The sequence below is a fragment of the Ruegeria sp. HKCCD8929 genome (assembly GCF_013031405.1).
Taxonomy (GTDB): domain Bacteria; phylum Pseudomonadota; class Alphaproteobacteria; order Rhodobacterales; family Rhodobacteraceae; genus Ruegeria.
The window spans coordinates 19385-39806 of sequence record NZ_WPZY01000006.1 but is presented as its reverse complement, the minus strand read 5'-3'; the positions used below and the strand labels follow the sequence as shown (position 1 = coordinate 39806).

Genomic DNA, 20422 nt, shown 5'->3' with positions numbered 1-20422 from the left:
CAGACGATCGCCCGCGCGCGCGCGTCAGAAACATCCGATTGGCGGAGTTCCTCATTGACCTTGCCCCATTCATCTTTCGAGGCAAACAAAGACAAGCCGGTGATTTCGATCATCACCGCCACGTACAATCTGATCGAAGCCGGGCGCCGCGAAAGCTTTTTGCGGGCTGTGAAATGCGTTCAGGATCAGACTGGCGACACATTCGAACATGTCATTCAGGATGGCGCCTCAACGGACGGCACCGCGTCCCTGATTGCCTCGGCAACAGAGGGTGCACGCAACACTCGCGTCTTCAGCCAGTCGGACCGCAATCTGTTTGAAGGCATGAACAATGGTGCCGAAAACGCGCGCGGTGAATATTTGTTGTTTCTCAATTCGGACGATTCACTTGCCGCGCCCGACGTGTTGGAACGCGCCGCGACCATCCTGGCAGATCAAAAGCCTGATTTCGCCTATGGCACGTTGGTTCACGAGGATGACCGGGGACAGCGCAAGGAAATCACCAAAACCAATCTCAACGCGATCCTGCAGCGCATGCCGTTCGGGCACAACTCGTTGTTCCTGCGCCGGTCGCTTTTCCTGGAACTCGGTGGGCACGACATGGCGTTCCCGATTTCGGGCGATTACGACATGATGCTGAAAATGCTGACAAGGAAATCCGTGCACGGACTGAAACTGGACTTTCCGATTTCGCTCTATTGGAGCCGGGGTGTCTCCGCCGAGATCGACAAAGTGTCTCAAGACCACGGAAACATCTGGGCGAAGTTCTTTGCTGAAGTCGCTCCATCGGTCCTCTACACGCCGGAAGAGTACAGTAAGTTCTACCTTCGCGGGCACCTGCCCGCGCGTCTGCTGCTGGCTGTTCTGAAGTCGCCCGAGGCCTCACCCACGCTGCGCTCGGCCGCCAGGCATTCCCTGCTCAAAACCGTGAAAAGGGGCCTTCAACCCTGGCGCAAGTTCTGATCACTACGATCGGCGCTCGGAGCTTTTATGTCCGCAAGACTGATCGTCTGCGCCGAAAGAAATCGCCTGTGCACTGACAGCCGCAACTCGCGCAGCGCGCGTTTCAGTTCCTTCTTCAACCGATACAGGGCAGGCCCTTTGTCCTTGGACCGGCGATCGTCGGCCTCGCGCACGCTGACCAGCTTTCCCTGCGCCTTCCAAGCTGCCATCAGATTCATGTCATGGATGACCTGTCCTGCCAGCGGAGGATCGAGTTGGTAGATCCGCAACCCGCGCTCCGGTGAAAAAACAAAATCGTCCAGATGGTCGCAAAACGCCTGCGACTGCGCCAGCAGCTGCAGGCAGGCCTGCCGCGACACCAGATAGCACCCGGCATCACCCATTTCCTGAATGATACGGCGCAGATGGGTCGAAGAATCTACCGTGCAGAGTGGCCCAATGGTTCGATGCTGGATGAACGTGCAGAGCCGCACAAGATCGAACGGAACATCCCCCTCGACAAGCGAAGCGATCTTTGACGCAAAATCCGGTGCGAAGACCAGATCATCCTCCATGACAATGGCAAAGGGATCTCCGCTTTCGACGATCTTCTCCCAAGCCTGGCGGTGACTGAGAAAGACGGCGACCTCCAACGGGCGCAGATGCCAACGGCTGTGACGGTACTGATGCGGTTGATACTGGGCGACCTGCGCCAGATCGAGTTGGGCCGCCGCCACTGCCGGGACACGGCAGAATTCCAGACCGGTAATCCGGGACTGCTCCTGCATATGCTCCAGCCGGTCAGTATCCCGGTCCATATTGATGTAAAAGGCTCGCACTCTACCCATTTCCACCCGTCTACCGGCGGCCATGTCCGCACAGCGGAGATTTACCCATTCACAAAAAGAAAGGCCACGAGAAACCTCGTGGCCCGACTTTGGATTGTGCCCAGAGCGATTTAACGCTTCGAGAACTGGAACGAACGACGCGCTTTGCGCTTACCGTATTTCTTACGTTCCACAACGCGGCTGTCGCGGGTCAGGAAGCCAGCGGCTTTCAGCGCGCCACGCAGGTTGGGATCGTAGAGCTGCAGTGCTTTCGAGATGCCATGCTTGACCGCACCGGCCTGACCGGTCAGGCCACCGCCCTTGACGGTTGCGACAACGTCGAACTCACCTTCAACGCCGGCAACCTGGAACGGCTGGCGCAGGATCAGCTGGAGAACGGGGCGTGCAAAATAGACGTCCTGGTCCTTGCCGTTCACGGTGACCTTGCCGGAACCCGGCTTGATCCAGACGCGGGCGACAGCGTCTTTACGCTTGCCGGTTGCATAGGAGCGGCCCAACTCATCGCGCACGGGCTCGCGTGCAACGGCTTCTTCGGCCACGGTTTCAACGCCTGTGACGGCGCTCAGCTCTTCGAGAGTATTGATCTGATCAGCCATCGGTCATTAGCTCCGGGTGTTTTTCTTGTTCATGGACTTGACGTCCAGAACTTCGGGGGCCTGGGCTTCGTGCGGGTGCTCGGCACCGGCATAAACGCGCAGGTTGGTCATTTGTTGGCGCGCCAGACGGTTGCCCGGCAGCATGCGCTTGACCGCCTGGGTCACGACGCGCTCGGGGTGTGCACCCTCGAGGATCTGCTGCTTGGTGCGCGACTTGATGCCGCCCGGGTGGCCAGTGTGCCAGTAGAAGTTCTCGTCGCGCTTCTTGCCGGTCATCTGGATTTTGTCAGCGTTGATCACGATGACATTGTCGCCCATGTCCATGTTCGGGGTGAACGACGCTTTGTGCTTGCCACGCAGGCGCATGGCGACGATCGAGGCAAGACGGCCCAGAACAACGCCCTCGGCGTCGATCAGAATCCACTTCTTGTCGATGTCTGCAGGAGTTGCAGAAAAGGTTTTCATGGCAGGATAGTCCTGTTTGATGTGAAAGACCGACCCAATCGGGCCAGTCCGAATTCGATGGATGGGTTTTATGGGGGAGTTGCGCACAGGTCAAGCGCGCTAAACCTATTTTATATAAGCAATTTCAATGCTTTGTAAAATAGGTATTATTTTACCCCATAAAACTACCTACACACTGATCTGTTCCGGCGGGTTGTCCAGCAATGCGCGCAGGCGTTGCATCGCTGCCTCGAAATCCGACAACGGCACATGGCCGTTCATGGCGATGCGCACCGCGTTGGGCGCACGCCCGTCGCGCAGAGCAAACTCATCGGCCGAGCGCACCTGCACGCCTTCGCGTTCCGCCGCCCGGCTGAAGGCCGAGGCGCGCCAGCCCGAGGGCAGCCGCAGCCAGACAAAGGGGATCTCGGAATCCCAGACCAGATCGAACCCGCCCAGCACATTGACCGTCACCCGCACATACTCGGCCATGCGTTTGCGTACCGCGCCTGCCAGGTCGTTGGCGCGTGGATCGCTGAGTACCAGTTGCACCAGCGCCGCCAGCGGCTGCGCCAGACCGAAATACCCATATTCCGCTGCGCGCCGCAGATCCGCGCCCCGCCCCACGGGCGGTAGTGCAAAGCCGACGCGCAGTGCTGGGGTCAAGGTCTTTGAGATCGACGACACATGCCAGCCCCGGTCCGGTGCTAGCGCTCGGAAGCTGGGCGCACGAGCGTCGCCCATGCGATAACAGTCGTCCTCGATGATCTGCAGATCGTGTTTCTTCGCCACCTCGACGATTTCCTTGCGGCGCTCCAGCGGCATGTGGCAGCCGGTGGGGTTCTGCACTTCGGGCGAGACGCAGATGGCCTGCGCCGGGGTCTGACGCAGGACATGTTCCAGCGCCTCGGCGCTGAGTCCCCATTTGTCCATCTTGATCCCCACCACCTCGGCGCGCATCAACTCGCCAGCCCGACGGAACCCGGCATAGGATAGGTCCTCGACCAGAACCACGGGCTTTGGCCCCCTGAGGATCGCCTGAAACACCACGCACAACCCATTCTGGCCGCCATGGGTCAGCACCACATCGTCCGGGTCCAATTTCCCCAGCGGCAGATCCGAGAGCCAGTCCACCACCGCCTGCCGCACCGGCAGATAGGCATCGCGGGTCGGGTAGTTGAGAAACAGCCACGGATCGGCCTGCGCCACTTTCTGCAGGCATTCGCGGATCAGCGCCACCTGCCCCACATCCGCCAGCCGAGGGCTGAACAGGCTGACATGGTTCGGATCCCGGGCCTCCAGCAGGTGCAACTGGCGCGACCAGACATCATCGAGGATCGGAGATTTGGGCGGCGCCACGAAGGTACCCCGCCCCACCTCGGCCTGCAGCAACCCTTCATCGGTGAGGATCGTATAGGCCCGCGCCACGGTGCCAGGGGTGATACCCAGCCGATAGGCCAGTTCGCGCACCGGCGGCAGCTTGGCACCGACCTCCAGGCTCTTGTTCTTGACCGCGGTCCGGATTGTGTCGGCAACCGCTTTGTATTTCGGGCCTTTCGCCCGCGGAAGGTCTTCGGGCCAAATTGTACCCATTACAATCTTTCCCTTGATTTCGACACAATTCGGAATGTATCAAGAAAGTGTATCAATAAGATACGCATTGTGTCAATACAATTGAAAGGATTTTAGTCATGACACGCGCGATGCCTGCCCGCTCCCTTATGCTGCTGAACGCCAGCCCCCGGCTGCCGCTGATCGCGGCATTGGCGGTACGCTTCGCAGCCACCGTCACGACATGGGAGCAACGCCGCAGAACCCGGGTCAACCTGAGCCGCCTTGACGATCATCTGCTTGCGGATGTCGGCCTGACCCGAGGCCAGGCCCGCCACGAGGCGCACCGCCGGTTCTGGCAGCTTTAGAAGCAATCCCCAGTCCCTTTCATAGGGACCTCTTCCTGGGCCGGGGTCTGACCCCGGCCTTTTTTCACCCGGCCGCCGCTGCGGCCGAGCCCGCAGGCGGAATCGAATAGGTCATCGTGGCGCGGGCCACCGGCTTGTCCGAGCCCTCCGAGAACATCAGGATATCGCCGACCGCCAGCGACCTGCCCAGCTTCAGCAACCGGCACTGCGCCACCATCTGCGCCGATCCGTCCGGCTTGCGCATGAAATCCATCGAACAGCTTGTGGTCACCGCCAGCGCCTGACGGCCCAAACGGGCCAGCACCATGGCATAGACGCAGACATCGGCCAGCGCGAACATCGACGGCCCCGAGATGGTTCCGCCTGGACGCAGATGCCGTTCGGCGGTCAGCAGGCGCATGGTCACGCTGTCCTCGGTCAACTCGTCGATGGCAAAATCCTCGCGTACCTGCGGGAACACTGTCGCCATGTACTCTGCCAGTTCCTCCTTGCCCATCACCACCGCCATGCTTTCCCTCCTCGCCGCTTGCCCCTAGAGTTGCCCCGAGTCTCGCGGGGAGGGCAAGATGGCAATTCTGGAACGTCACGACACGGGCGCAGTAGCCCATCTGCAAATGAACGCGCCCGAGCGGCTCAATGCACTCAGCGAGGAGATGCTGGCGACGCTGCAGGCGGAATTCGATGCGCTGCAGGACGACCGCTCGGTCCGTGCAGTGATCCTTTCAGGAGCGGGCAAGGCGTTCTGCGCGGGTCATGATCTGAAACAGATGACCGCAGGACGCCAGGCCGAGGATGGTGGCAAGGCTTATTTTCAGGACCTCTTCGACCGCTGCGCGCGGATGATGATGTCGATCCAATCGCTGCCGCAACCGGTGATCGCGCAAGTCCACGGTATCGCCACCGCCGCCGGGTGCCAGCTGGTCGCCTCCTGCGATCTGGCGGTGGCCGCTGAGGGCACCCGGTTCGGCGTCAACGGGGTGAATATCGGCCTCTTCTGCTCGACCCCCATGGTGGCGCTCAGCCGCAACATGCCGCGCAAACACGCGTTCGAGATGCTGACCACCGGCCAGTTCATCGCCGCCACACGCGCCGAAGAACTAGGGCTGGTGAACCGGATCGTGCCGCCCGAGGCGCTGGAGGCCGAAACCCGGGCGCTGGCCGACACGCTCGCCGCCAAGCTGGGCGCGGCGGTGAAGATCGGCAAACAGGCCTTTTACCAACAGATGCAGATGCCGCTGGATCAGGCCTACGCCTATACCCGGGACGTAATGGTCGAAAATATGCTGTACCGCGACACCGAAGAAGGAATTGCCGCATTTATTGAGAAAAGAGACCCGGATTGGCGCCAGTAACGCAATTGTTTCAACATAAAAACAGGATTGTGTGCATTTTGGCTCTTTTCAAAACGGCAACACTGTGGCAAGGATTTGGCAAGGCTTATGCCGTCTACTTACTTTTGGGTCGCCGTGGGCGGAAGGTCCCTCCTGACCGGTCTCTCTCACCGGTATAGACATCCCCGCAGCGGCGACCCCAAGATTTCCACACATATGACCGCCTTCCGGCAGCACATCGCGCTTGGGCGTTGCGCGTGCGCCGCCCCTGCCTTAAGTGGCTGCTCATGACCGAGACATTGCATATCGTCGGCGGCGGCATGGCCGGGTCCGAAGCCGCCTGGCAGGCTGCCGAAATGGGCGTGGACGTGATGATCCACGAGATGCGCCCCAAGGTGGGAACCTTCGCACACCAGACCGGCAATCTGGGTGAGATGGTGTGCTCGAACTCCTTCCGCTCGGATGATGACGAACAGAACGCCGTCGGCCTGCTGCATTGGGAGATGCGGGCGGCAAACGGCCTGATCATGACCACCGCCGATGCCCACCGCCTGCCCGCAGGCGGCGCGCTGGCCGTGGACCGTGAACCCTTTGCCGAAACCGTCACTGCCCGGCTGCGCGCCCATCCGCGTGTGAGCGTCACCAGCGAAGAGGTTACCGAACTGCCCGCTGACAGCCATTGGATCTTTGCCACCGGCCCGCTGACCTCGCCTGCCCTGGGTGAGGCGATCCGCACCGAAACCGGCGCCGAAGCGCTGGCCTTTTTCGACGCCATCGCCCCCATCGTCCATGCCGACACGATCGACATGAGCCAGGTCTGGATGCAGTCGCGCTATGACAAGGGCGAGACCGAGGAAGAGCGCACCGCCTACCTCAACTGCCCGATGAACCGCGATCAGTACGAGGCCTTCATCGACGCGCTGCTGGCCGCCGACAAGACCGAATTCCACGAGGGCGAGACCGCCGGCTATTTCGACGGCTGCCTGCCTATCGAGGTGATGGCCGAACGTGGCCGCGAAACCCTGCGCCACGGGCCGATGAAACCAGTGGGCCTGACCAACCCACACAAACCGCACGAAAAGGCCCATGCGGTGGTGCAGCTGCGCCGCGACAACGCGCTGGGGACGCTGTTCAACATCGTGGGCTTTCAGACCAAGATGAAATATGGCGCACAGACAGAGGTATTCCGCATGATCCCGGGATTGGAAAATGCCGGGTTTGCTCGTCTGGGCGGCATCCACCGTAACACCTTCATCAACTCGCCCACCCTGCTGGATGCGCAGATGCGGCTGAAATCGCGGCCCAATATCCGTTTTGCCGGGCAGATCACCGGTGTCGAAGGCTATGTGGAAAGCGCAGCGATGGGCCTACTGGCGGGTCGCATGGCCGCCGCCGAAATCCTCGGGCAACACCTGCCCGAGGTGCCGCAGGACAGCGCCATGGGCGCACTGATCCACCACATCACCGGTGGCGCCGAGGCCAAGACATTCCAGCCAATGAACGTCAATTTTGGCCTGTTTCGCCCGGTCGAAGGGCTGAAAGGCGGGCGCCGGGGCCGCAAGGATCGCTACAAAGCCTATACAGATCGCGCCAAGGCGGCCTGGACAGACTGGCTCGCGCATTCCTGACTGGACGGGGCTGCGGCCCCGCGCCTAACATGGGGATATGAGCGAGAAATTCCTGAAAGACACCTACAGCCTCGACAGCCCCGAAGAGACCAAGGCCCATTACGAGAAATGGGCCGCCTCCTATGACGATGAGGTGGGTGAACACGGCTATGCCACCCCGGGCCGGGTGGCCGAGGCGCTCTGGTCGAAACTGCCCGAACCACAGACCCCCATTCTGGACTATGGCTGCGGCACCGGCCTGTCCGGCCTCGCCCTGCGCCGGGCCGGGTTTGAGGTGATTGACGGCGTCGATCCCACGCCTCAGATGCTCGAAGGCGCCCGCGCCAAGGGGGTCTACCGCAACCTCTCCAGCTTCGAGATCACCGATCCCGACCCGCTGGAACAGGGCGCCTACAAGGCAATCACTGCCATCGGCGTCATTGGCGTCGGCGCTGCCCCACCGCAGACCTTCGACCTGCTGATGAAGGCGCTACCCAAGGGCGGATTGCTGGCGTTCTCCTTCAACGATCACGCGCTGGCCGACCCGTCCTATTCGGGCCGCCTGAACGATTGGCTGGACATGGGGGCGGCGCGTCTTCTCTTCAAAGAGTACGGCCCACATCTGCCCGGTATGGACTTGAAATCTGACGTTTATATCGTTGAGAAAATGTGACTTTCACCACTCGCTTTGCGCCATCCCCAACCGGTCCTCTGCATCTCGGCCACGCCTATTCGGCGCTGCTGGCCCATGACATGGCACTTGCGGTGGGCGGGACCTTCCTGCTGCGCATCGAGGATGTCGACCAGTCCCGCGCCCGCCCTCAATGGGAGACGCAGATCTACGACGATCTCCGCTGGCTGGGCCTCGACTGGCCCGAACCGGTCCTGCGCCAATCCGACCGGCTGCCGCGTTATGTACAAACACTGGAACGGCTCCGGACCATGGGCCTCGTCTATCCCTGCCGGTGCAACCGCGCCGATATCGAGGCCGCCGCCGGAGCCCCGCAGGAAGGCGTTCCGCAATTCGGCCCCGACGGCCGCATCTATTCCGGCACCTGCCGCAATCGCCCCCTGTCCGAGGCAGGCGCAACGGACGTCCTCCGCCTCGACATGGCCAAGGCGCTGACCGCCCTGCCCCCGCGCAGCTTCACCGAAACCGGCCCCGCGCGCACAGGCGCCCACCGTCTCGACCCCGACGCCTTGATCCACGCGGTCGGTGACATCATCCTCGTGCGCCGCAACATGGGTAGTTCCTACCACCTGTCCGTCGTGGTCGACGATGCCGACCAGCAGATCACCCAGGTGATCCGCGGCGCCGACCTGTTCGACGCCACCCAGATCCACGTCCTGCTGCAAGCCCTGCTGGACCTGCCCACCCCCACCTATCACCACCACCGCCTGATCCGCGACGAAGCGGGCAAGCGCCTGGCCAAACGCGACGACGCCCGCGCCATCGCAAAATATCGTCAAGACGGCGCCACGCCCCAGGACATCCGCACCATGGTCGGGTTCTGAGTCCACTTCATCTTTTCAAAAATACTCTCGCCGAAGGCATGACCCGGCACGGGCCATTCACCCCTCGGGTATCATCAGCTCGACCTCGCCCCCATCGCGCACCGCCGTATAAAAACAGCTCCGCCGGTTGGTGTGACAGGCGGGCCCGGTCTGCCGCACCAGAACCAGCAGGCAATCCCGGTCGCAATCGACGCGGAAGTCCACCAGCTCCTGCACATGGCCCGAGCTTTCGCCCTTGACCCAGAACGCCTGCCGCGACCGCGACCAATAGGTCACCCGGCGCGTCTCCAGCGTCCGCGCCACGGCTTCGGCATTCATCCAGGCCATCATCAGCACCTCGCCCGAGCCCTCGTCCTGAGCAATCGCCGGGATCAACCCAGCCGCGTTATAGGTCAGCGATGACGGGTCGAAGGTCGTGTTTAAAGACATGGGTAAAAACCTTTTGCATCCACGGGTTCGCCCACTATGTATGGGGAACAGCCAACGAGGGAAAGCCATGTCCGGCGAGACCGATCTCATCAAACTCTATTCCGCCCGCATCCTAGCGCTGGCGGCGGATATCCCGCATCTCGACCGGCTCGAAGCCCCTCATGCCACGGTCAAAAAACGCTCGCCCCTTTGCGGTTCGACCGTCACGGTGGACGTGAAAGTGGCGGATGGCCGGATCACCGATTTCGGTCAGGACGTGAAAGCCTGCGCTCTGGGTCAGGCGTCGGCCTCGGTCGTGGGCGATGCCATCATCGGCGCGAACCGGGCCCAAGTGGAAACCGCGCGCGATCAGCTAAAGGCGATGCTGAAACAGGACGGCCCCGCGCCCGAGGCCCCGTTCAACGGGCTTGAGGTGCTGATCCCCGCGCGTGACTACAAGAACCGCCACGCCTCGATCATGCTGGCGCTTGAGGCCACTGCCGAGGCGATGGAGCAGGCTGAACAGGCCGACTGCGCCTGATCCTCACACCGCCTTCCAATTAAAAAAAGCCGCCGCACCTCCCGGGCGGAGAGGGCGGCGGCAGGCATTGCGGGTCTCGTGTGGGCTCCGGATCACCACGCAGGGCCGAGGCACGGCCCTTCAAGGGTATGGGACAGGCAGGTCACCCTTGCATCAGATGGGGACGGTTGATGCGGGCTACCGGCACGAGATCGCAGGCAGATTCGGTCAGAACCCTCCGGGCAGGTGCAGCGCGACCATCAGCATGACCGCCAGCGAAGCCGCCCCCGCAGCATCCTGCAGCAGCGTGGTCTGAGAACGGCTCAGCGCGGTCTTGATCTGAGTCAGCATGTCACTCCTCCGGGTCAGGTCTTTAAGCCTTTGTTGACCTTTTGTTCTCATTTCTAAGTGAGTCTGTAAAGAACTTTTTGGGAACATTTGTGAACTTACAGAGATCTCAGCTGCCAAACCCCTGAAATCTAACGCAACTTTTCGAGGTAAGTTTGGCAAGATGGACCGAGATCCGGAAGGATCCGATTTTCGACCCTGAGCACTTCTCAAAAACAGGGCGGCGTCCGACCGCGGGTGGGCGCACCCGCCCTCAATGGTCTGCGGTTAATTGTGCCGCCACAGCAGACATCAATGCAGGTCTCAGATGTCAACAAAGCGCCCGCCCATGGAAGCGGTATCGCCATTGGCACTCGGACCAATGGCGCGACAACGGCACCCGCTACCCGGCAGCCCTGCGTGCTTTGATTCTGGGCTGGGCGGAACGATCGGCGGCAGCCGCTTTCACACCTAAAGTGCTTTTGGGAATCGGAAGAATTTAGCTGCCCGCCTAAACCACAGGCTCATCCCACTGAAATCAGCCGAATCGCCTGATCCTGCTTCATCAACCACAGAAGAACACGCGCCGCCTGGCCTCTCTCCGAGGTCAGTTCCGGGTCTGCCGCCAGCAAAGCGCGGGCGTCCGATTGTGCCACCGCCATCAACCCGGCCTGCCGTTCCAGATCGGCGATGCGGAATTTCGGCAGGCCCGACTGCGCCGTGCCGATCAGATCGCCGGCGCCGCGCATCTCCAGATCGGTTTCGGAGATGCGGAACCCGTCCTCGGTCTCGCGCAGCACCTCCAGCCTGCGGCGCCCGCCCTCGCTGAGCGGTGGCTGATACATCAGCAGGCAGGTGGATTCGGCCTCGCCGCGGCCCACTCGGCCACGCAACTGATGCAATTGGGCCAAGCCAAAAATCTCGGCCCGCTCGATCACCATGATTGTGGCGTTGGGCACGTTCACCCCCACTTCAATCACGGTGGTCGCGACCAGCACCTTGGTCTCGCCTGCCTGAAACGCCGCCATCGCCGCGTCCTTTTCAGAGGGCGGCATCTGGCCATGAACCAGCCCCACAACCCCCTCGCCCAACACCGCGCGCAGGCGTTTGAACCGTTCTTCGGCTGCGGTCAGATCGCTGACTTCGGATTCGTCCACCAGAGGGCAGACCCAATAGCATTGCCGCCCTTCGTCAATCGCCGCGCGCAGATGTGCAACCACGTCGTCCATCCGCTGCGTGCCGATCACCGCCGTTTTGATCGGTTTGCGCCCGGGCGGCTTTTCGTCCAGCACCGAGACATCCATGTCGCCATATTGCGCCAGCGCCAGACTGCGGGGGATCGGCGTGGCGGTCATCACCAGCACATCCGCGCCCATGCCTTTTTCCGCCAGTTCCATCCGCTGGCGCACACCGAACCGATGCTGTTCATCGACGATGGCCAGACGCAGATCGCGAAACTCCACATCGCTTTGAAACACAGCATGGGTGCCGACCAGCACCTGAATATCGCCGCGCTTCAGCGCCTCAAGCTTGGCGCGGCGCTCGGCCCCCTTGTCGCGGCCCGTCAGGATCTCCAGCACCACGCCCGCATCCTCGGCCAGTGGACGCAGCCCCTCCAGATGCTGGCGCGCGAGGATTTCGGTCGGGGCCATCATCACGCCCTGCCCGCCCGCCTCGACCGCGACCAGCAGCGCCATGAAGGCCACCAGTGTCTTGCCCGCGCCCACATCGCCCTGCAACAGCCGGTTCATCCGGCTTTCCGACGCCATGTCCGAGGCGATTTCCTCGATCGCCCGGGTCTGGGCGTCAGTGGGCCGGTATGGAAGGCTGGCCAACACTTTCGACTGCAAGGCCCCAGTGCCGACGCTAACCACGCCCCGTGCCTTGCGCTCGCGTCGCCGGGCCAGCGCCAGTGTCAACTGATGCGCGAACAGCTCGTCATAAGCCAGCCGTGCACGCGCCGGAGCGGTCGGCAGCATGTCATCCAGCCCGCGCGGCGCATGGGCTGCGTCAACCGCCGCAGACCAAGCGGGCCAGTTTTCCTTGGTCAGTTGCGCCGGATCGATCCACTCCGCCAACTCAGGAGCCCGAGCCAGCGCACTTTGCGCCGCCTTGTAGGCTGTCTTTTGCGTCACGCCCTGTGTCAGGTGGTAAACCGGCTCGAACTCCGGGATATCGCCCGCCTCGGCAACCGGCAGCATGTGGTCGGGATGCACCATGTTGGCCATGCCGTCGAACAGCTCCATCTTGCCCGACACCACGCGGCGCGCGCCGTCGGGCAGCACTCGTTTCAGGTAGTCCCCGCGCGCGTGAAAGAACACAAGCTGAAAATCGGTCTGTGCATCCTCGACAAAGACCCGATACGCCCCGCTCTTGTTGCGCGGCGGGCGGTGGGCGCCCACCGTCACCTCGACCGTCAGTGTGGCAGGCAGATCGGCGCCCCGTATCGTGTCGCGGCGGCGGCGGTCGACCACCGCGTAGGGCAATGAGAACAGAACGTCCCGGGGCGATTCGATATCGAGCTGCGCCAATAGCTGCGCTGTCTTCGGCCCCACGCCCTCAAGCGTCTCAAGTCCCGCAAACAGCGGGAAAAGCTGTTCGGGCCGCCCGCTCATGCGTCCCCGATCAGGGCCAGCCAGCCGTCTTCGTCCAGCGTCTCGATCCCCAGCTCGGCGGCCTTCCTAGCCTTTGAGCCTGCGCCGGGCCCGGCCACCAGCAGATCGGTTTTCTTGCTGACCGAGCCCGAGACCTTGGCTCCCAACGCCTCGGCCCGCGCTTTGGCCTCGGCCCGGGTCATCTTTTCCAGTGTGCCGGTGAAGACGACTGTCTTGCCCGCAACCGGGCTTTCCGTTGCCGGAGCCTCGGGCGGTACGATGGTTAGATGCGCGCGTAAGACGTCAAAGGCGGCGCGTTCGTCGGTATTGGCGAAGGCGTCCGATAGCGACAGGCCCAGCGCGGCGCCGATGCCGTCGATGTCGGTCAAGTCAGCCCATGCGCTGGCCGCTGCTTCGGATACATCGCAGGCGGCCGTGGCGGCATCGCGCGCCTCCTTGATTTTCGCGCGCCGCCCTTCGTCTGCCGCCGCTATCCGCTCGGCCGCTTCCGCCTCGTCGGCGGCGCGATGCGCCAGCGCTGCCGGCCGGGCGTCATCCAAGGCATTGGCCATGGCGTCCCAGTCCCGGTAATGCAACGCGAGATCGCGCGCGCCGACCTCGCCCACGTGACGGATACCCAAGGCAAAAATCAGCCGCGCCAGCGGGATCGTACGTTTTTCTTCGATGGCAGCGAACAGGTTGCTGGCCGAGGTATCGCCCCATCCGTCCCGGTTCTTCAGCCTGGCGAGATTCTGCGCATCGCGCTCCTGCAGGGTGAAAATATCCGCCGGAGTGTTGATCGGCAGAACTTCATCGGCATGAAACATCTCGATCTGCTTCGTCCCCAGACCTTCGATGTCGAACGCCTTACGCGAGACGAAATGCTTCAGCTTTTCAACTGCTTGTGCCGGGCAGATCAGGCCACCGGTACAGCGGCGCACGGCGTCGCCCTCTTCGCGGATGGCGGTACTGTCGCATTCGGGACATCGCGTGGGAAAGATGTAAGGCGCGGCATCATCGGGCCGTTTCGACAGGTCCACATCGGCCACTTTCGGGATCACGTCACCGGCGCGATAGACCTGCACCCAATCGCCCACGCGTACATCCTTGCCGCCCCGGATCTCGCCGCCCTTGGCATCCCGACCGGCGATATAATCCTCGTTGTGCAACGTGGCATTCGAGACCACGACCCCGCCAACAGTTACCGGTGCCAGCCGCGCCACAGGGCTGAGCGCGCCGGTGCGGCCCACCTGAATGTCGATCGCTTCCAGCCGGGTCCAGGCCAGTTCGGCCGGGAACTTGTGTGCGATCGCCCAACGCGGCGTGGTCGAGCGGAACCCGAGGCGGCCCTGCAGGGACAGGTCATCGACCTTGTAGACCACGCCGTCAATGTCGTAGCCCAGCGTGGCGCGCTGCGCCTCGATCTCGCGGTAATGGGCGATCATCTCCTGCGGCGAGGCGCAGCGGCGGGTGAGCAGGTTGGTCTGGAACCCGAACCCTTGCAGCCGCTCGATGGCCGCCATCTGCGTCTCGGCCAGCGTGGCCGAGAGCTGCCCCCAGGAATAGGCGAAAAATCGCAGCGGGCGCGCTCGGGTGATCTGCGAATCCAACTGCCGCAAGGATCCCGCCGCCGCGTTGCGCGGGTTGGCGAACGGCTTGCCACCGGTTTCGGCCTGTCTTGCGTTCAGCGCCTCGAAATCCGCGTGGGACATATAGACCTCACCCCGGACCTCCAGCACTTCGGGTGCTCCGTTGATCTGTTGCGGGATGTCGGCGATGGTGCGGGCATTGGCGGTGACATTCTCGCCCACCTCACCATCGCCGCGCGTCGCCGCCTGTATCAGTGCACCGTTTTCATAGCGCAGCGACAGGGACAGCCCGTCGATCTTGGGCTCGGCGGTATAAGCCAGGGGGGCCACATCCGACAGGCCCAGGTATTTGCGAATCGAACGGTCGAAATCCGCAACATCCTCATCGTCGAAGGCGTTGCCCAGAGACAGCATGCGGACAGCGTGGGTGACCTTGGCAAACCCCTCAGCGGGACGCGCGCCGACCTGATCGGACGGGCTGTCGGCGCGCTTCAGATCGGGAAATCGTGCCTCGATCTCGGCATTGCGACGCTTGAGCACGTCGTAGTCGGCATCGGAAATCTCGGGTGCATCAGCCGTGTGATAGGCCTCATTGGCGCGCAGCAGGGCCGCGGCCAGACGCTCCAATTCCGCGCGCGCCTGCGCTTCGGTCAATGCATCGACGACAATCAGATCGTTCATGGCCCCGCCCTAAAGCTCGAAGTTCGGCATCAGTGATAGGGCGAGGCCATGTGCAGGTCCAGATGTCGTTTTCGCGAGTGGTGGCTCCGCCCTGGACCCATGGCGGCTGAAAATACTGGGTCAGGCCCCGACGGCCATGCGAGATTCCGCCATAGAGCCGGGCTGTGGATCACGCAGCACATAGCCGCGGCCCCAAACCGTCTCGATATAGTTTTCTCCGCCCGTGGCGTTGCTGAGCTTTTTGCGAAGCTTGCAGATAAACACGTCAATGATCTTGAGTTCCGGCTCGTCCATGCCGCCGTAAAGATGGTTGAGAAACATCTCTTTCGTCAGGGTCGTCCCTTTGCGTAGGCTCAGCAGCTCAAGCATCTGGTACTCCTTGCCGGTCAGATGCACGGGCTGGCCTTCGACATCGACGGTCTTGGCGTCCAGATTGACCGCAACGCGGCCGGTATGGATCACGGACTGCGAATGCCCCTTCGAGCGACGGATGATCGCGTGAATGCGCGCCACCAGCTCCTCGCGATGGAACGGCTTGGTCAAGTAATCGTCGGCGCCAAAGCCGAACCCCTTGATCTTGTTCTCGGTATCGTCCGCCCCCGACAGGATCAGGATCGGCGTTTCAACCCGCGACATCCGCAGCTGGCGCAGAACTTCATGCCCGTTCATGTCCGGCAGGTTCAGATCCAGCAGGATCAGGTCGTAATCATACAGCTTTGCCAGGTCGATCCCTTCCTCGCCCAAATCGGTCGCGTAGACGTTCAGGTTGGCATGGGTCAGCATCAGCTCGATGCTCTTGGATGTGGTTGGATCATCCTCGACAAGTAGTATGCGCATATTAATTCTCCGCCTCAGGAATAGTTTCGATTTCGAATTGAGCCTGACCAATAATAGTTAATCCGACGTTACCGATAATTGGTTTATGTAGGATCAACCTAAAGTTGTCGATACTTTTTTATTGCAGTCACCTTTAACGCGTCTTCACCGTGTTCGGCGACGGCGGATACCCAACTATTGAACTCTTCTTCGCTTAAACCATATCTCTCTTTCGCCTCTAACAGAGAAAGCAGACCATAGAGAACGCCACGCACCACCGTGACCTTTCGAGATGCAACCCAACGTTGTGTATTCTCAGGCGGCAAATCGGCACGTGTCAGGATCGATCCATCCGGCAGGGTTACCGATCGGGGGCCTTCAACCTTGCGCAAAAACATCATCTGTCCCTTCTGTCGTGGCAAAGCGACTCTGTCCCAGCCTACTTAATGGCAGATGAAACCGCCCCTTGAGAGTGTCTAGGATTTTCCTATATTCTGCCGGTCTTCCTTAACCCTGATCGGAACCCCTGCCATGGCCCTTGATGCCGAAACCCCGCTGAACTCGCTTGGCTTTGCCAAGCCGCCCGCCGAGACGCGGGTAGTCGTGGCCATGTCGGGCGGCGTCGACAGCTCGGTCGTGGCCGCCTATCTGGCCGATCAGGGGTACGACGTGGTGGGGGTGACGCTGCAGCTTTACGACCATGGCGCGGCGTTGGCCAAGAAAGGCGCTTGCTGCGCCGGGATCGATATTCACGACGCCCGACGCGTGGCCGAAGAGCGCGGCTTTCCCCACTATGTTCTGGACTATGAGAACATCTTCAAGGATGCGGTGATCAACGAATTCGCCGACAGCTATCTGGCGGGTGCCACGCCGGTGCCCTGCATCCGCTGCAACGAACGGGTGAAGTTCAAGGACCTGCTGGAAACGGCCAAGGATCTTGAGGCCGACTGCATGGCAACCGGCCACTATATCCAGCGCAAGATGGGGCAGAACGGGGCTGAGCTGCACTGTGCCGAGGACGCCAACCGCGACCAGTCCTATTTCCTGTTCTCGACCACGCCAGAGCAGCTCGACTACCTGCGCTTTCCGCTGGGCCATCTGCCGTCGAAGGACGCCACCCGCGAGATGGCCGCGCAATATGGCCTCGCCGTTGCCGACAAGCCCGACAGTCAGGACATCTGTTTCGTGCCAAATGGCAACTATGCCAGCGTGATCGAAAAGCTGCGCCCCGGCGCTGCCGAACCCGGCGAGATCGTGCATGCCGATGGCCGGGTGCTGGGCACGCATCATGGCGTCATCCACTATACGATCGGCCAGCGCCGCGGTCTGGGCATCGGCGGTCTCAGCGAGCCGCTCTACGTGGTGAAACTGGATGTGGACGCCAAACAGGTCGTGGTCGGCCCCAAGGACCTGCTGGCCACCCGCACCGTGCCGGTGCGCGAGATCAACTGGCTGGGGGACGAACCCTTTACCAGCCGCGACGAATGGCATCTGTCGGTCAAGGTTCGCTCGACCCGCCCTCCGCGCGAGGCAATCCTGCGGCCCCTGTCGGACACCACCGCCGAGGTGGAACTGCTGACACCCGAGGAAGGCATCTCACCCGGGCAGGCCTGCGTCTTTTATGAAACCGGCGGCAGCCGCATCTACGGCGGCGGCTGGATCTGGCGCGGATACTGAGGCGCGGACCCAGCCACCCATCGCCCCCTCTCCCCTCGGGGGAGAGGGCCGGGGTGAGGGGGTGTCACGCTCAGGGCACCATGTCGGTGCCGGAATTGCTCAGGATGTAAAGCCCGACCAGCAGCATCACGAACGGACCCAGCTTTTCCAGACGCCGGGTCCATGCCTCCATCGGTCCCGCCGCCCGCGATCCAACCAAAGCCAGCGCTCCCAACCCCAGCACCGCCAGCGCCGCGCCGATGACACCGGCGACCCGGTAACTCGGCAGTGAATCCGCCAGCAGCGGCGCCATGACCACGAAGCTGTCCATTGACAGGCTCAGGAACAGAAGCGTCGTCACCAGCAGCGAGGCGCCCGAGGACAGCGAGGCCTCCTTCTCGGCCCCACCGCCGGAAAACTGTCGCCAGAGCCCGACAAGCCCCAGCCCCAGTGGGATCACCCCCAGATAGCCGGTCCACCCGGGCACGGTGCCGCTCATCCCCAAGGCCACAGCCATAGCACCCGCCAGCACGATGCCCTGTGCGACCACGTAACCTGCCACCGCCTTGGCCGCGCCCAGCACCAGAATCAGCGCGATAAGGGCGGCCAGATTGTCGAGATTGGTCAACACCTGCGCCAGCGCCGCAGAAAGCGCAAAGATCGCGTGGTCGGGCATCCTACCCCGGCATCCGGTCCAGAACCGCCCGCGCGGCGCGCAGGCCCGGTGCCTCCCCACCCCGGCCCAGACGCTCCATGGTCAGCCGCATCGCCTCGGCCTGCGCCTGCGGGTCGGCCTGTACCTCGGCCAGCCGGGCGGCGATCCGGTCCGGCTGGCAGACAGGCCCGAGACATTCCGGCACCGCGCGGGTGTCACTGACCAGATTGACCAGCGTCACGGTGTCGAGCTTCACCATCCGTTCGGCGATCTTCTGGGTCAGCCAGCTGACCTTGTAGGCAATCACCATCGGCGTCGCCTGTGCCGCCAGTTCCAGCGACACGGTGCCCGAGGCCGCCAGTGCCAGATCGGCGGCGGCAAAGGCGGCGCGCTTGTGGCTTGCGGCCTCATCCGCACTCATACCGCGCGGATCGACCGCCACCGGATCACCCGGCCAGTCGCGCACATGCTCCAGCACCTGCTCCGCCACATGCGCCACGGCGGGCACCACCACCCGCATATCCGAATGCGCGGCTAGATGCAGGCGAAGCGCCTCCCCAAAGACCGGCGCCAAACGATCTACCTCCCCCCGGCGCGAACCCGGCAGCGCCAGCAGCAACGGCGCGTCGCCCAACTCGTGCGCCTGTCGGAACCCGGCGATCTCGGCCTCCGTCGCGACCGGTTCGCTCACCACCGGGTGGCCGACGAAATCGCACTCCATCCCGGCGCGTTCCATGTAAGGCGGCTCAAAAGGCAGCAGCGCCAGCACATGGTCGATGACCTTGGCCATCTTATCCGCCCGCCCCGGGCGCCAGGCCCAGACACTGGGGGCCACGTAATGCACGGTGCGAATACTACTTTCGGCCTTCACTAGCTTGGCCACGCGCAGGCTGAAATCCGGGCTGTCGATGGTAATCATCACATCCGGCCTAGTCTCCAGCACTGCCTGCGCTGTCTCTTCGATACGGCGCTTGAGGTGGAAATACTTTGGCAGGACCTCAACCAGCCCCATGACGCTGAGTTCGGCCATCGGAAAACGGCTGACCAGCCCTTGTGCCTGCATCAGCGGACCGCTGATGCCGTCGAACTCTACATCCGGAACGAGTGTCTTGAGTCCCCCCATCAGCGCTCCGCCCAGCCGGTCGCCCGACGGCTCACCAGCGAGCAGGAACACCCGCATCAGACCGCCCGCTCGCGCACCAGTAAGAACAGGCCGAGACGGTCGCATTCAGCGATCACCCTATCCCGCTCCAATACGATCACGCCGCCTTTTTCGATGACGATACCCGACAGCCCTGCTGCAACGGCACCAGTCGCTGTATCCGGGCCAATGGCCGGTAAATCGGCGCGGCGGTCCTGGTCCGGTTTCGGCGCCTTGAACAACACCCCGCCGCCGGCATCCGGTCGCCGGGTCAGCGATTGCAGCATCCAGGCAGTGCCGTAGATCCCTTCGATGGCCAGCGCCTGCCCGCGCGAGATCACGCAGGCCTGGCCGACATCGGCAGCACTCATGGCGCGCACGATCCCTGCGCCCCGGTCGGCATCAGTCAGATCGCCCTCTGAAGGCTGCGCCTCGGTCAGACAGCCCAGTGGCGGCAGGATATCAGGCGCCAACTCATGCGCGGCATGGACGGTCAGCCCCGCGTCTTCGAAGATGCCGATAACCGCCCGTAAGGCGCCGTCATCGCCCGACAGGATCGCCTGCTGCAGGGTCGGCACCAATGGCAACGTGGCCGCATCTATCCGTCCCGGATCGATGGCCGGTCGCCCGACGGCTCCGGCCATGCAGATGCCGGAGACTCCGCGCGCCTTTAGGTCGGCAATGAACCCACCCAGCTGTTCCAGCGGAAAGGCACGGTCTACGCTCAGGTGATCCGGTTCAAACCCCTCCATCGCACAGACCAGCGGTCGTTCGGGCAGCCGCGCCACCAGTTCATCGGGCAAGGCCCCGGTTCCGGCGATCAGGGCAAGCAT

General features: G+C 62.8%; 22 protein-coding genes. 8 read left to right on the top strand and 14 right to left on the bottom strand.

Annotated elements, in window-relative coordinates:
* The first annotated feature begins 54 nt into the window (after positions 1–54).
* Complete coding sequence (locus GOX53_RS11195) at positions 55–963, top strand: glycosyltransferase (protein ID WP_171176305.1); 909 nt, start codon at positions 55–57, stop codon at positions 961–963.
* Here the strand turns inward: GOX53_RS11195 and GOX53_RS11190 are convergent.
* The 4 genes from GOX53_RS11190 to GOX53_RS11175 form a co-directional block, all read right to left on the bottom strand.
* Positions 942–1790, bottom strand: a complete 849-nt coding sequence (locus GOX53_RS11190) for a glycosyltransferase family 25 protein (protein WP_171176304.1) — start codon at positions 1788–1790, stop codon at positions 942–944. The genes GOX53_RS11195 and GOX53_RS11190 overlap by 22 nt on opposite strands.
* A 110-nt stretch (positions 1791–1900) precedes the next feature.
* Positions 1901–2386, bottom strand: coding sequence for a 30S ribosomal protein S9 (gene rpsI, locus GOX53_RS11185; RefSeq protein WP_171176302.1), 486 nt, complete (start codon positions 2384–2386; stop codon positions 1901–1903).
* Between the two features lie 6 nt (positions 2387–2392).
* Positions 2393–2851 carry a 50S ribosomal protein L13 gene (gene rplM / locus GOX53_RS11180; RefSeq protein WP_171176300.1) on the bottom strand — a complete coding sequence of 153 codons (459 nt, stop codon included), beginning with the start codon at positions 2849–2851 and terminating at the stop codon, positions 2393–2395.
* Positions 2852–3019: 168 nt separating this feature from the next.
* Positions 3020–4423, bottom strand: coding sequence for a PLP-dependent aminotransferase family protein (locus GOX53_RS11175; RefSeq protein WP_171176298.1), 1404 nt, complete (start codon positions 4421–4423; stop codon positions 3020–3022).
* A gap of 98 nt (positions 4424–4521) precedes the next feature.
* Here GOX53_RS11175 and GOX53_RS11170 point away from each other — a divergent pair, with 98 nt between their 5' ends.
* On the top strand, positions 4522–4749 hold the full coding sequence (locus GOX53_RS11170) for a DUF1127 domain-containing protein (protein ID WP_171176296.1): 228 nt from the start codon (positions 4522–4524) through the stop codon (positions 4747–4749).
* Positions 4750–4813: 64 nt separating this feature from the next.
* On the opposite strand, the gene GOX53_RS11165 is transcribed toward GOX53_RS11170, so the two are convergent.
* Positions 4814–5257: a PaaI family thioesterase gene (locus GOX53_RS11165; RefSeq protein ID WP_171176294.1), complete on the bottom strand. Its 444-nt coding sequence runs from the start codon at positions 5255–5257 to the stop codon at positions 4814–4816.
* A gap of 58 nt (positions 5258–5315) precedes the next feature.
* Here GOX53_RS11165 and GOX53_RS11160 point away from each other — a divergent pair, with 58 nt between their 5' ends.
* The 4 genes from GOX53_RS11160 (at position 5316) to gluQRS (ending at position 9202) form a co-directional block, all read left to right on the top strand.
* Positions 5316–6101, top strand: coding sequence for an enoyl-CoA hydratase (locus tag GOX53_RS11160; protein WP_171176292.1), 786 nt, complete (start codon positions 5316–5318; stop codon positions 6099–6101).
* A 266-nt stretch (positions 6102–6367) separates the two neighbouring features.
* Positions 6368–7708 (top strand): methylenetetrahydrofolate--tRNA-(uracil(54)-C(5))-methyltransferase (FADH(2)-oxidizing) TrmFO, encoded by a 1341-nt coding sequence (gene trmFO / locus GOX53_RS11155; protein ID WP_171176290.1) that lies wholly within the window; start codon positions 6368–6370, stop codon positions 7706–7708.
* 37 nt (positions 7709–7745) lie between these two features.
* Complete coding sequence (locus GOX53_RS11150) at positions 7746–8360, top strand: class I SAM-dependent methyltransferase (protein WP_171176288.1); 615 nt, start codon at positions 7746–7748, stop codon at positions 8358–8360.
* Complete coding sequence (gluQRS, locus tag GOX53_RS11145) at positions 8357–9202, top strand: tRNA glutamyl-Q(34) synthetase GluQRS (protein ID WP_171176285.1); 846 nt, start codon at positions 8357–8359, stop codon at positions 9200–9202. Before GOX53_RS11150 ends, gluQRS begins: the two co-directional genes overlap by 4 nt.
* A gap of 57 nt (positions 9203–9259) precedes the next feature.
* Here gluQRS and hisI read toward each other — a convergent pair whose 3' ends face one another.
* On the bottom strand, positions 9260–9631 hold the full coding sequence (gene hisI / locus GOX53_RS11140) for a phosphoribosyl-AMP cyclohydrolase (RefSeq protein WP_171176283.1): 372 nt from the start codon (positions 9629–9631) through the stop codon (positions 9260–9262).
* Between the two features lie 67 nt (positions 9632–9698).
* Here hisI and GOX53_RS11135 point away from each other — a divergent pair, with 67 nt between their 5' ends.
* Complete coding sequence (locus tag GOX53_RS11135) at positions 9699–10151, top strand: iron-sulfur cluster assembly scaffold protein (protein ID WP_171176276.1); 453 nt, start codon at positions 9699–9701, stop codon at positions 10149–10151.
* A 207-nt stretch (positions 10152–10358) separates the two neighbouring features.
* Here GOX53_RS11135 and GOX53_RS30120 read toward each other — a convergent pair whose 3' ends face one another.
* The 5 genes from GOX53_RS30120 to GOX53_RS11115 form a co-directional block, all read right to left on the bottom strand.
* A complete protein-coding gene (locus GOX53_RS30120; RefSeq protein WP_256415868.1) occupies positions 10359–10481 on the bottom strand; it encodes a hypothetical protein in 123 nt (40 codons plus the stop codon).
* Between the two features lie 500 nt (positions 10482–10981).
* Positions 10982–13072, bottom strand: a complete 2091-nt coding sequence (recG, locus tag GOX53_RS11130; RefSeq protein ID WP_171176274.1) for an ATP-dependent DNA helicase RecG — start codon at positions 13070–13072, stop codon at positions 10982–10984.
* The gene (gene ligA, locus GOX53_RS11125) at positions 13069–15321 is read right to left on the bottom strand and encodes an NAD-dependent DNA ligase LigA (protein WP_171176272.1); all 2253 of its coding nucleotides are present in this window, start codon (positions 15319–15321) and stop codon (positions 13069–13071) included. The genes recG and ligA overlap by 4 nt, the downstream gene beginning before the upstream one ends.
* Before the next feature lie 120 nt (positions 15322–15441).
* On the bottom strand, positions 15442–16158 hold the full coding sequence (ctrA, locus tag GOX53_RS11120; RefSeq protein ID WP_171176270.1) for a response regulator transcription factor CtrA: 717 nt from the start codon (positions 16156–16158) through the stop codon (positions 15442–15444).
* A gap of 98 nt (positions 16159–16256) precedes the next feature.
* Positions 16257–16535: a DUF1153 domain-containing protein gene (locus tag GOX53_RS11115; RefSeq protein ID WP_171176723.1), complete on the bottom strand. Its 279-nt coding sequence runs from the start codon at positions 16533–16535 to the stop codon at positions 16257–16259.
* A 133-nt stretch (positions 16536–16668) separates the two neighbouring features.
* Between GOX53_RS11115 and mnmA the strand changes: the two genes are divergently transcribed.
* The gene (gene mnmA, locus GOX53_RS11110; protein WP_171176268.1) at positions 16669–17814 is read left to right on the top strand and encodes a tRNA 2-thiouridine(34) synthase MnmA; all 1146 of its coding nucleotides are present in this window, start codon (positions 16669–16671) and stop codon (positions 17812–17814) included.
* A 70-nt stretch (positions 17815–17884) separates the two neighbouring features.
* Here the strand turns inward: mnmA and GOX53_RS11105 are convergent, their stop codons facing one another.
* Genes GOX53_RS11105 through GOX53_RS11095 form a run of 3 tightly spaced genes read right to left on the bottom strand, consistent with a single transcriptional unit; the run spans position 17885 to position 20422 of the window.
* Positions 17885–18469, bottom strand: coding sequence for a hypothetical protein (locus GOX53_RS11105; RefSeq protein ID WP_171176266.1), 585 nt, complete (start codon positions 18467–18469; stop codon positions 17885–17887).
* 1 nt (position 18470) lies between these two features.
* A complete protein-coding gene (lpxB, locus tag GOX53_RS11100) occupies positions 18471–19676 on the bottom strand; it encodes a lipid-A-disaccharide synthase (RefSeq protein WP_254446536.1) in 1206 nt (401 codons plus the stop codon).
* Positions 19628–20422, bottom strand: a complete 795-nt coding sequence (locus GOX53_RS11095) for an LpxI family protein (protein ID WP_171176264.1) — start codon at positions 20420–20422, stop codon at positions 19628–19630. Before GOX53_RS11095 ends, lpxB begins: the two co-directional genes overlap by 49 nt.

Excerpts from the sequence above, each read along its gene's own strand:
- GOX53_RS11190 (WP_171176304.1), bottom strand. The coding sequence starts at position 1,790 with ATGGGTAGAGTGCGAGCCTTTTACATCAATATGGACCGGGATACTGAC.
- rpsI (WP_171176302.1), bottom strand. The coding sequence starts at position 2,386 with ATGGCTGATCAGATCAATACTCTCGAAGAGCTGAGCGCCGTCACAGGC.
- rplM (WP_171176300.1), bottom strand. The coding sequence starts at position 2,851 with ATGAAAACCTTTTCTGCAACTCCTGCAGACATCGACAAGAAGTGGATT.
- GOX53_RS11175 (WP_171176298.1), bottom strand. The coding sequence starts at position 4,423 with ATGGGTACAATTTGGCCCGAAGACCTTCCGCGGGCGAAAGGCCCGAAA.
- GOX53_RS11170 (WP_171176296.1), top strand. The coding sequence starts at position 4,522 with ATGACACGCGCGATGCCTGCCCGCTCCCTTATGCTGCTGAACGCCAGC.
- GOX53_RS11165 (WP_171176294.1), bottom strand. The coding sequence starts at position 5,257 with ATGGCGGTGGTGATGGGCAAGGAGGAACTGGCAGAGTACATGGCGACA.
- GOX53_RS11160 (WP_171176292.1), top strand. The coding sequence starts at position 5,316 with ATGGCAATTCTGGAACGTCACGACACGGGCGCAGTAGCCCATCTGCAA.
- trmFO (WP_171176290.1), top strand. The coding sequence starts at position 6,368 with ATGACCGAGACATTGCATATCGTCGGCGGCGGCATGGCCGGGTCCGAA.
- GOX53_RS11150 (WP_171176288.1), top strand. The coding sequence starts at position 7,746 with ATGAGCGAGAAATTCCTGAAAGACACCTACAGCCTCGACAGCCCCGAA.
- hisI (WP_171176283.1), bottom strand. The coding sequence starts at position 9,631 with ATGTCTTTAAACACGACCTTCGACCCGTCATCGCTGACCTATAACGCG.
- GOX53_RS11135 (WP_171176276.1), top strand. The coding sequence starts at position 9,699 with ATGTCCGGCGAGACCGATCTCATCAAACTCTATTCCGCCCGCATCCTA.
- GOX53_RS30120 (WP_256415868.1), bottom strand. The coding sequence starts at position 10,481 with ATGCTGACTCAGATCAAGACCGCGCTGAGCCGTTCTCAGACCACGCTG.
- recG (WP_171176274.1), bottom strand. The coding sequence starts at position 13,072 with ATGAGCGGGCGGCCCGAACAGCTTTTCCCGCTGTTTGCGGGACTTGAG.
- ligA (WP_171176272.1), bottom strand. The coding sequence starts at position 15,321 with ATGAACGATCTGATTGTCGTCGATGCATTGACCGAAGCGCAGGCGCGC.
- ctrA (WP_171176270.1), bottom strand. The coding sequence starts at position 16,158 with ATGCGCATACTACTTGTCGAGGATGATCCAACCACATCCAAGAGCATC.
- GOX53_RS11115 (WP_171176723.1), bottom strand. The coding sequence starts at position 16,535 with ATGTTTTTGCGCAAGGTTGAAGGCCCCCGATCGGTAACCCTGCCGGAT.
- mnmA (WP_171176268.1), top strand. The coding sequence starts at position 16,669 with ATGGCCCTTGATGCCGAAACCCCGCTGAACTCGCTTGGCTTTGCCAAG.
- GOX53_RS11105 (WP_171176266.1), bottom strand. The coding sequence starts at position 18,469 with ATGCCCGACCACGCGATCTTTGCGCTTTCTGCGGCGCTGGCGCAGGTG.
- lpxB (WP_254446536.1), bottom strand. The coding sequence starts at position 19,676 with ATGCGACCGTCTCGGCCTGTTCTTACTGGTGCGCGAGCGGGCGGTCTG.
- GOX53_RS11095 (WP_171176264.1), bottom strand. The coding sequence starts at position 20,422 with ATGCTTGCCCTGATCGCCGGAACCGGGGCCTTGCCCGATGAACTGGTG.